Raw genomic sequence first — 6,784 nt, forward strand, 5'->3', positions numbered from 1 at the left:
AGTGCCGGGCGTTAAAATGCTCTCAGCGGGAGCCCTGGACATTCGGGATACTAATACAGTCCAATTTGTACTGGATTTGATGGACGAATATTTAGATGGCCCGGACCCTGTTATCAAGTCCAAAAAGTTCCACATCGGGACGGACGAGTACGACAAGGCGTATTCGGAGCAGATGCGCGCTTACACGGACAAATTAATTAAATATGTCAACGGTAAAGGATATGAAACAAGGTTATGGGGCTCTCTGGGAACCAAAGGCTTCAATGGCACCACGCCGGTCACCAATGAAGCTACGATGAACCTCTGGGCTCCGTACTGGTCAGATGTCAAAGAAATGTATGCTGCCGGTTACGATATCGTGAACACCGTAGGTGGATGGCTGTACATTGTACCTGGCTCCAACGCCGGCTATTCCGACCGAATGAACCTGGGGAATTTATACGATAACTTCAATGTCAATAATTTCTCGCCGGCCAGAAACGCAGGCAATGGAACGGCGATCATGCCAATTGCCCATCCGCAAACCAAAGGTGCCGAATTTGCAATTTGGAATGATATGACATCCTTTGGCGGAGGCTTCTCTGATTTTGATATTTTTGATCGGATGAGGTCAGCCGTTGCCATTACAGCCGAAAAAACCTGGTATGGTGAAAAAACGGAGGGTCAAACAGCCAATCAATTCGTGAGACGCGTTGAAGCTTTGTACAATGCTGCCGGAGGCGCTAATCCGGGCCGATATGTCGAATCAGTCGGCGATGTGATTGCGAAATATACGTTTGACCAACTGGAAGCAGGATATGCCCTGGATTCCTCTCCGAACAAGTATCCGGCAAAGGTTGTCAACGGAACGCTTGCAGAAGGGACCTCAAAAAAAGGAATTGCTGTGAACGGGGATGGCTACATCTCGCTGCCGTTTAAGAGCGTCGGATTCCCGTATTCCGTATCTTTTGATGTTCGATTATCTGAAATTCCGAGCAACACCGAAATTTTTTCGGGGAAAGACGGTACGTTATATGCCAATTTCAATGGTACCGGAAAGCTGGGCTTTAAACGCGGCGAAGCAGGCATTTTCTATGAATTTTTGTTTGATTATAAGCTGCCTGTAGGCGAATGGGTCAATATTGCCATCGTGCAGGAATTGACTTATAAAACAGGTTCAAGTGATTCCAATACCAGCAAATCGAAGCTTTATGTGAATGGGGAGTATGTCGGCGAAGCCGCCAGTATCAAGGCTCCGAAGAACAATATACGTTACTCAACAAGCTTTGTGCTGCCTACAGAGAAAATTATGAATCAGGCAAAGGGCTGGATCGATAATCTGGTCATCTACAACCGATCTTTGGCAGCGGGTGAAATTGAACAAAGGGAAAATTTGGCGCTAAGAAAACCAACGGCTACTTCAAGCGTTTATCCCGGTAAACCTTGGACGGGAGACAAAGCGGTTGACGGTATTGATGGGGAGGCGGACAGCCGCTGGAGCTCGAAACGCGCGACTGGAACAGGCTCTAACGAAGATAACGGCCAGTACGGTACAAAAGAACAATGGATTTCCGTCGATCTGGGCAATTATTATTCGCTTTCCGATGTGTACATCTCATGGGAAGCTGCGTATGCAAAAGTATTCAAATTGCAAGGTTCCTTGGATGGCGTAACGTATTTTGATATGAAAGAAATAATGGGATTTAATGGCGGGGCGATTACCATCCGCGGAATCGGGGATATGCCGACGCGCTATATCAGGGTGTATGCGATAGAGCCATATAATGCCAGTTACGGGTATTCGATTTACGAAATTAAGGCTTACGGCGAATTAGCCATAGCCACAACCGAGCTGGAAGAAAAGATTACCGCTGCCAAGCAAAGACTGGAAGAAACGACCGAAGGCACCGGACACGGACAATTTCCGGAGCCGGCGCGCGCAGCGCTGCAAGCTTCAATCATAGCGGTTCAAGCTCTAATCGATGGCGGGGAAGCAACGCAAGAACAAATTGATGTTGCTGTCATGGCATTAAATGATGCGATCGAAGCTTATAACGCAGCGGAAATTGGAAATGCGTCAGCAAGCAGTGTGCTGTCCGGTCCTTCCGCAGTCCAATCGGGCGGAATATTTGAAATTCATTATGGTGTCAAGTATGCGGCACATCCCTTCACAGCACAGGATATTTACATCCAGTACGATGCGGATGTGTTGAAGTATACGGGCGCACAATCGCTGGATCCGAATTTAAGTATAGTTGGTGAGCAGGAAATGGCTCCCGGCCGATTGCGCTTCATTATAGCGAGCATGGGGGGCGAGCATGCGATTGGCGGAGATCGGCCCGATTTACTGAAGCTGACTTTCGAGGCCAAAAACGTACTGGATGATACCGCAGCTCTGATCGAAGTAGCTAAAGCTATCGTCGGCGATACGTTAGGCGATGAGTTTGCCGCTGGTCCGGCCTCGCACAGCATAGCGGTGAAGAAATTGATCAAACCGGGTGTTGAGGGTGATGTGAATGGCGATGGAAGAGTGAGCATCGGAGACTTGGCGTTAGTGGCCGCTCACTATGGTAAAACCAAGGAAAGCCCGGATTGGGAGACGATCAAGGCAGCAGACGTGAATGGCGACGGAGTCATCGATCTGGAAGATCTAGTACGTATTGCAAGATTTATTGTTCAGTAAGGTGTAGGGTGTTGGAAAGACAATTATCAATTATCAAACCTTAAAAAGCCGACAAATCCTTGGTTGACAAGGGTTTGTCGCAATAAGGTAATGGAGGATGGAGTCTGCAACAAGTTGTACATCATTTAGCAGATGCAGAGATGAATGCGTATATTCGTTTCAAACGAGGTTTAACCGAAGAACATCCACTTGCAGAAACGTTTCGAGAGGACTTGTGGGCAGAGTTAGACGACTATAAAGATACACCGATTGAAACATCTATATTGCTTTTGGAGGTCCTCCACAGCAGGTTTGAGACACTATTTAGGCGATTAAAGCCTTCGGACTTTGAAAGAGTGGTTACAAGTCCAACATACGGTGATATGACTTTAAATATAGCCGTACAAAGGTTTTCATGGCGTGCTCGACATCATATAGCACAAATAACATCATTACGGAATCGATTGGGATGGTAGAATTTTCATATTCCCTGGTCGACTATTCCGCTAAACTGCAAAATGAGGCTGCCACCGCGAAAACGAGTGGCAGCCTCATTAAGCTATCGGGCAGATTACTTGAAAAACAATTCCAAGAAGGAATCCTTGAAAATAAACAGAATATTAGCATGTTATGCTTATTTTTGGGAGGGAAATTCTATGCTTATCAGAAATCTAATCGAGAAAGATATAGAACACTGTATATCATTATTTATTGAGGTATTTAACCAACCTCCATGGAATAATAAATGGACACACGATGTTGCTAAACAATTCGCGTTACGCTAAAGGGCAGTAAAGTTGAACAAGAGTTGTTTGTACTCTATAAATCGAATATGTTTGAACGTTTTTGTGGTGGAGGTTTTAATACATGGCTAATAAAGTATTAATCCTCGATATTGCTGGGGTGCTTGCTACCAATTTTTCTCCTCATTTTTGGCTTTGAAAATTAAATATCTGGCAGTCGAAGAAAAAGAACAGCAATAAAGAAGACGCAGTTATTCATTTATTAAAAATGTGGAGCACTGGTCTTGCGCTGCATGGACGGCTAACGGGCAGCGTAGATTAATTTCGTAAATTCCTCGGATGACTTTGAATGAACTAAGGGCAGTTTAGCGGAGAAGTTTGTAATAACCCACAAGGATAAATTACTTATATTCTTAGCTTGGGCAATCACACGATATATTTATTGGTGTTATCAACGGATGTAATTCAAGCTATATATTAATCCAATAAAGAAAATAAATACAGAAGCCAAAAACTAAGGAATAACATTGACATATCAATTTATGTTTTTCAATGTAAAAAAGACAGCGAATCCAACAGTTGCAAAGTGCCATCGCCGCGCCTTTGGCTATGCCTATCACTCGATTGCCGGGGCCGTTTTTCTTCCAGACATACCTGAAATACAACCATATGCCTGTGGCGAGAATTGCGATTTCAAGCGCCAAGCTGGCCGCTGGCATCAAACTAATCATATTAGTTTTTAGGGATAACGTCAAGTTATAAATGGATGGTTTGGAATCAAAAGATGATATTTAGAATTATATATTCAGGTGTTATTAAAGGAGGTAATATAAAATAGACAAATAATTACTGGAATTCCAAAGGGCCAAAAGTCGATAAGAGGGAGGTGATCTTGTACATTAGAGAAAGCAGCGAAGAATAATTTTAGTGATCTATGATTTGAAATTTACATTGCAACAAAGAAATTCTTACTGAATGGGCCCCAGTTCCCTCCAGTGAAGCCAGTTCTTCCTTCTAAGTTAACGAAACAAGGGAGAACTACATGGAGAACACCTGAAGTAGCATTAGCTCTAAACATCATGATAAATCTCATTTTCGAGTTATCTATGGGTGAAATCATGCCCATCTCATGTCTTATGGTATTTTCTCTTGTAATCATTTCACCCATACCTACGCTGGCAACTGTACCAGGTGTGGCCATGTTGCTCCGTATCCAGTAATTGGAGATATTAGTTGCTGAGACTAAATCAGTGGGTTGGTCATAAGTTAACATGATTTGGTTAGGAGCGATTTGTCTTGCTTCCAAAAGAGTTGGGTGAGGCATCATTTGTCTTTCGTCATACATCGGGATTCCATCGTGATAAGGCTGTGTAGTGTAGAGAGAGTAAGGTGATAGTGAGTTACTCATTCATTTTCCTCCAATTATAAATACATTAGTTAATTGTCCTTACTCAGTTTATGTATAGAGAATGGTATTTGTGTCTAATGATATTCTTATCGGATTTATAATCAAATTTAAAGAAGAAACTGAGTCAAATTTGATAATTGACAATAACTATATTAATGCGGTTGATATATAAATTAGTCATGATTAAATACGGCTATTGAGCTAACGGTGAATTAGAGTTTCATAAAGACAAGTTTAAAAGGGAGTTGTATGTTTATATGCAAAGAGCAATAATTGTTAGTTACTTGACCGACAAAAAGAATAATTTAGAAGAACTAAACGAATTACTATCTCAGGGATGGAAAGTTCTTAGTCAAAGTTCTATGGGTGGTGGTGGAGTTAATACGGTCCATTCTCTCGTAATACTCGAAAAATAGCTATTCCGCATAGCAGTACGATAGTTCAACCCATCATGGAGTAGTTCGCCCAGCGGCAGCTGCTCTTTTTGTCATTACGCTATTGGGCAGTTTAGCGTGGGGCACTCTAGAAACAAGTCCTTTTCAACGATTAGGATTTACAGGCTAACATTTTACGATAAGGATATTATTTATTTTATGCAGGTGTTTGTTAATTTTTCACAAAATATGGAAGACGAACTATCCTCTTGAAGTATAATAACTATAGGATACTTTTGGAGGTGAGCTAGTGAGATTAAGTGTATTTCTTTTGTTAATTACTGTTTTACTAACAGCTTGCACCGTAGAGCCGCTGAAAGATAATGTAACAAAACAGGATATTAATATAATTAACTCCGTTGAAGGGATGAATGTTTACAGTCACCGTTATGATAACATGGATCGTGGTCATCATGAGTTCGATGGCATCGATATTGTAGTCGATCAAACGAATTACAAATCAAATGACGTTCAAAGAGGGGAAATCGTATTTTATAAAAATCCAAAGTTGGAGAACTCCAAAATTAATTTGAGCGAGAATGAAATTGCAAGAATTATCGCCTTGCCTGGAGAGAAAATCCGCATTGATAAAGGTCAGATTTACATAAATGGAAGAAAACTTGATACCTTTTACGGGCAAGCACACAGACTTGGAATGAACATTGAAGAATTGCAGGAGGCAGCAAGACGATCTGATTTAGCCGATAACATTCGTAATAATTTTAGTAACAATGCTAAAGATTTTTTAAAAAGCAAGGAAACAAATTTGAAAGAAATAAAGGTCCCTGACGAGCACTATTTTATCGTTGGCGACGATTGGTTTCGTAGTGCGGACAGCAGACATTTTGGAACAATTCCAAAAGATTATATACTGGGTAAGGTTCTTGGTGTGGTGAAGAAATGAAGACGGACATTCTTCGTGTACAACAAGTAGTACCTTACCTTTTTTCGAAGTTATCTGGTTCGTTGTGGAAGGAAACGGTCTAAAGGTGGAGTGGGCGATAGAGTAAAAAAATATTTATCGGGCACGAGTTTAAACTAACGGGAAAGTATAGTTTATTGAACAATTAAGCTGCTGTGGCAAGGATCGGAAGCTGCGTTATGCTAAAGTGCGGGATATACTTTAACTAATATTAGTAGGTGGTAAATAAGTGAACTTAGATATAGAGTTTCTTACTCAAGTAATTAATGACTGGGACCCTGTAGTACTACTAGCAGGAGGAGCTCCAGAAGATGAATATAGTATTGAAGTAAAAGAAATCTTTCGGAAATCCTCGGCGTGTAAATCCCAAACAGACTTAGCGTTACTTATTTACAGAGTGTTCAACGATAAAATGAGAGTAAAATTAAATCAGCTTGACTGCTTAAAACAAGCATTTAAATTAACTGAAAACGAAAACAAAGAGCACAATTGATGTAACTAGAACGTTTTTTCAACAAGAAATTAGGATGAGGCTGCCGGCATGAATAGGCAGCCTCGTTAAAGTAACGGGCAGATTAGCTCAACAGAGAGTCCCTGATCCCCTTCATTGCATAATCTATTTTATGTTAAAATATA

6 protein-coding genes are annotated in these 6,784 nt (G+C 41.4%); 5 read left to right on the forward strand and 1 reads right to left on the reverse strand.

The genetic code is table 11. From position 1 onward, the window contains the following. From GC097_RS11245 to GC097_RS11255, 3 genes are all read left to right on the forward strand, one after another. Positions 1–2,662, forward strand: a 2,662-nt coding sequence (locus tag GC097_RS11245) for a LamG-like jellyroll fold domain-containing protein (RefSeq protein ID WP_171683400.1), incomplete at its 5' end; no start/stop codon positions are given. Between the two features lie 104 nt (positions 2,663–2,766). Further along, positions 2,767–3,117 carry a DinB family protein gene (locus GC097_RS11250; protein ID WP_171683404.1) on the forward strand — a complete coding sequence of 117 codons (351 nt, stop codon included), beginning with the start codon at positions 2,767–2,769 and terminating at the stop codon, positions 3,115–3,117. 794 nt (positions 3,118–3,911) lie between these two features. Beyond that, the gene (locus GC097_RS11255) at positions 3,912–4,127 is read left to right on the forward strand and encodes a hypothetical protein (protein WP_171683401.1); all 216 of its coding nucleotides are present in this window, start codon (positions 3,912–3,914) and stop codon (positions 4,125–4,127) included. Positions 4,128–4,330: 203 nt separating this feature from the next. Here GC097_RS11255 and GC097_RS11260 read toward each other — a convergent pair whose 3' ends face one another. Then, a complete protein-coding gene (locus tag GC097_RS11260; RefSeq protein ID WP_246294144.1) occupies positions 4,331–4,792 on the reverse strand; it encodes a hypothetical protein in 462 nt (153 codons plus the stop codon). A 684-nt stretch (positions 4,793–5,476) separates the two neighbouring features. Between GC097_RS11260 and lepB the strand changes: the two genes are divergently transcribed. Beyond that, positions 5,477–6,130 (forward strand): signal peptidase I, encoded by a 654-nt coding sequence (lepB, locus tag GC097_RS11265; RefSeq protein WP_171683402.1) that lies wholly within the window; start codon positions 5,477–5,479, stop codon positions 6,128–6,130. A 247-nt stretch (positions 6,131–6,377) separates the two neighbouring features. Then, positions 6,378–6,641 (forward strand): hypothetical protein, encoded by a 264-nt coding sequence (locus GC097_RS11270; protein ID WP_171683403.1) that lies wholly within the window; start codon positions 6,378–6,380, stop codon positions 6,639–6,641. Positions 6,642–6,784: the final 143 nt, after the last annotated feature.

This window comes from Paenibacillus planticolens, from assembly GCF_013141725.1.
In the GTDB taxonomy this organism is placed as follows: Bacteria; Bacillota; Bacilli; order Paenibacillales; family NBRC-103111; genus Paenibacillus_E; species Paenibacillus_E planticolens.